The organism is Pseudoalteromonas sp. SR45-5, assembly GCF_014163565.1.
GTDB classification, from domain to species: domain Bacteria; phylum Pseudomonadota; class Gammaproteobacteria; order Enterobacterales; family Alteromonadaceae; genus Pseudoalteromonas; species Pseudoalteromonas distincta.
In genome coordinates, this window is sequence record NZ_JACJDN010000382.1 from 1 (window position 1) to 3,925 (window position 3,925).

2 protein-coding genes are annotated in these 3,925 nt (G+C 43.2%); both read right to left on the bottom strand.

Going from position 1 to position 3,925, the window contains the following annotated elements; all coding sequences use genetic code 11:
• Window positions 1–551 (bottom strand): UvrD-helicase domain-containing protein (locus H5072_RS13675; RefSeq protein WP_182693826.1); only part of this gene is annotated, 551 nt, incomplete at its 3' end.
• Window positions 538–3,837 carry an exodeoxyribonuclease V subunit gamma gene (gene recC, locus H5072_RS13680; RefSeq protein ID WP_182693827.1) on the bottom strand — a complete coding sequence of 1,100 codons (3,300 nt, stop codon included), beginning with the start codon at window positions 3,835–3,837 and terminating at the stop codon, window positions 538–540. The genes recC and H5072_RS13675, both read right to left, overlap by 14 nt.
• Between the last annotated feature and the right edge of the window lie 88 nt (window positions 3,838–3,925).

The window sequence follows — 3,925 nt, forward strand, 5'->3', positions numbered from 1 at the left end:
GCAAATACATCTAAAATAGCATCGGTGCGTTCTTTATTAAGTGGGTATACAAACGCACGCCAAAAATCTTTAATAGTTTCAAGTAATATGTCGCGCTCATCTAAAATAAATTCGAGATTAAACGCCACTCCCGACTCAAACGCATGTTGTTTTAGCATCCGCTGACAAAAGCCATGAATAGTAAAAATAGCGGCTTCGTCCATTGATTTAGCAGCTGCATCGAGCAAATCAAAGGCGCGGTGTTTATCATCAATTTTGGCAATTACGCCTTCAATGAGTTCGTCGTTTGGGTCTTGCCCAAGTAGTGCATCGCGCGCAGCAATAATTCGGCTGCGTACGCGGTCTTTAATTTCTTGGGTGGCGGCGTCGGTAAAGGTTACAACCAAAATTTGCTCAACACTGAGCGGCGTATTTAACTCACCTTCTATTTGCATACCTAGTAAGTAACGTAAATACAGCCCCGTAATCGTATAGGTTTTGCCGGTACCCGCACTGGCTTCTATTAAACTTTGACCAATGAGCGGCATAGTAAGAGGATTAAGTGCTTGCATGGTCACTCTCCTTTGCGTGTTCAAATAAAGGCGTGAGCAATTTATCACTCCATTTTATAAATTCTTCTTGGCAGTCATTTAGCGATTGTACCGTTAAGCGAATATACGGATTTTCGCCCTCGCCTCGCCCTATGTATTGCGGGCTAAATTTGCTCATTGCTTTTGTTATATCGCCGCCGCTTTTAACGTATTCATAACCACTTACCGGAAAGAACGGCACAGGCTCCGCGCGCAGCGCTTTGTATAACTCAAACCAATCAAGTAACAATGCATCGGCATCAGCTTTATTAATTGGCGCAAAGGTAATTTGCTTATCAAGCCCAAGTAACAATGTTTCTACTTGTTGATCCATACTTTGCGCTGCGAGGTGATAAATAAAGCCTTTAATTAAATCTTTCGCTTTAATACTCGCACTGCGGTAAAACACTTGTTTTTGCAAATACACATGATTGAGCCAGCCCTCTATTTTAGTGCCTTCAATGGTAAGCAAAACTTCTATTGGCTCACTTTTCCCGCCTTTAATGTGCTCTTTTACTTGCCCTGCAAGCGCGTCAACTCGGTGCTCCATACTCTCAAATATGAGACTGCCTACATTGGCTTGAGGTAACTCACCCCGCTGCAGTATTTGCTCGGTACTTAGGGGTTGCTCGTTTATGTTTGCTTCGAGTATTTCATCAAGGTAAAAATAACGGCGCAGCGCATCTAGGCTAAAGGGTTCTTCGTCTTTTGCTACTTCGTTAAATTGTGGCAGGCGTAAGCCCAATGTTTGTTGATAAAAGCTCTCTTGTGCGCTGCACACACTTCTAATAAACACATCAAGATCTAGCTGATCTGGCACAGTCACATCAAGCGCAATAACTGGCTCTGGTTTAATTGACTCACTTGGCAGCCAAATTGGATTGTAACTGTGGTTGCTCAGCACAGTATTTGCTTGCTCATCGGCTAAATAGTAATGGCTATTAAAGGGCTGTAAATGCTGCTGATTAATTAGACATGCGGGCAGCGTTTTTTCACTCTTTTCGCTTAATACAAAACTACGCCCAATATATTCTAACAGCTCGCTTACAAGGGTTGATGGCATGCGCGGTTGGTTATCAAAACACGAGCGACCAATGTAACTCATGTATAAGTTGTCGCGGGCACTCAGTAGCGCTTCTAAAAATAAGTAGCGGTCATCTAATTTACGTGATCGGTCACCTTTTTGCTTTTTAGAATAAGGCACTAAGTCAAAACCAATAGGCTGTACGTTACGCGGGTAGTCAGCATCGTTTAAGCCCAGCATGCATACCACTTTAAATGGTACGGCGCGCATGGGCATAAGCGTACAAAAGTTTACTTGCCCAACCAAAAACCGCTGCCCTACGCCTTTTTCTTGAATGCCTTGTTTAACTAAGTAACTAACAATACGCTGCGAAACTGCTTTACTGTAATCGCCGTTGTCGTGGTGTTTTTGTAACTCTTCGAGCACGTTTTGAAGTACTAATAAATCCCAGCTGTCGTCGCTTTCACTTTCGTATATGGCGTTTAATAGCTCGCTTAAAATATGCGCTTTATTAGTGAGCGTATCATCGGGCGTTAGCTGCTCTTTAAAGCTTTGCAGTACATCAATAAAATGCACGAGCTTGTTGAGCGTATCAAGCGCCATGCCTTCTACTTCATCAGCGCTGTAAATACCGTTAAACGGGCATTGTTCGTCGCGCATGGCTATACCAAGCAGTAAACGGTTGAGCCCATGTTGCCAGGTATTTAAATCGATAGCGGGTAAATCAAAGCTGCTTTTATGCGCTGCGTTTATACCCCATTTTACCCCTACACGTTCAAGCCAATATTGAATTTGCTCGTATTCGTGCGCTTCAAGCCCAAACTTTTCGGCTATTTGCGTCACTTGTAATAAATCGAGAATATCCGACACACCAAAGCGCGAAAACGGTAAGTTAGCTAAACTCGCAAATGAACTAAGCACGGGCTTTTCTTGCTCTATGGCTAAATCGGCTAATGCGTACGGAATAAAACGGCTGCCTTGCGCCCCGCCAAATACAGCTTCAATATAAGGGCTGTAAGTGCCTACATCGGGCATCATGACAATTATGTCTTTGGGAGTAAGCGTTGGGTTTTGATTAAATAAGTTAAGTAAGTAGTCGTGCAAGCGCTCAACTTCTCTGAGCGGTGTATGGCAATCGCTGAGCGTAATACTGGTGTCGGTTGCGCTGATTGGTAACTTACCTTCGTCGTTTATAAACCACTCTTTGTTATCGGTCAGCGATTCGCCTTTAAACGCAAGCTGATAAATCTCGCTTTGTACTTGCCCTAGTAAGGTGTCGTCAAACACATCAATAAAACCATCAATCCAACGGGCATCTAACTGTACAAGTTGTTCAAAATAGTCGCGGCCTAATTTACCCCACGACGATAACAACGGATTACCAATAAAGTAGTATTCTTCATCTGGATTGGTTTGTTTTTTTTGTTGCGCTTCCACCAGCGGCATTTTGGCGTATTTAGCGCTTATTTTAGCTGCTGTTTTTTCATCTATGATATCGCCCCAGTAGTGCTCACTTGGGTTAAAAAAGAATAATATAACCTCTGTTTTTTTACTCAGTGCTTCAAACACCTCAAGCTGGGAGCTGGCAATCGCCGATATACCAAATAAACTAATGCGTTGTGGCAGTATGCTATTGTCCATGGTCTCAAGTGCTGCAAGTAATTGCCCTTGCATGTTAGCGCGATGAAATTGGCTTTGCCCAAGCTCTTGGCTTAGTTTTACAATGCGTCGCCATAAATCAGGTTGCCATGGGGCAATGGCTACATCTACGTCATCAAGCTCATCTTTGCCGCTATCCCATGTGGCTATCCAGTGCGGTCGGTACATTAAATATTGGTCGTACACATCGGCTATTTTTTCACATAGCGCAAAGGTTTTTTGCCCGTCAATATCGCCCTCTAAATAGGTTTTTAGCGGCAAATAAAGCGGTTCATCAATGCAGGTTGGTAAAATTGCAAACAGTTTCCAAGCAAGGTTGGGCTTATTAAATGCCGACTCTTTAGGGACATTTGGCAGTAATTGCTGATACAACTGCCAAATAAAGCTCGACGGCAGCGGAAAATCTACCTGCGCTGCGACCCCTAAGTTTTCGCTCAAACCTATTTTTAACCACTGCGACATACCCGGCGATTGCACTAGCACCACTTCTTTGTCGAACGGGCTTTGCAATGGGTTTATTTTTAACAGCTGGTGGAACTGCGCTTGCAGGGCTTCCATCCGGTTTGATTGAATAATATTTAGCATATAACACTGACCTTGCTTGAGATAAAACCAGTGTAAGATATTTTCAATATTAGGGGTAGCTATTCACTGAATTTGGTTCTAATAAATC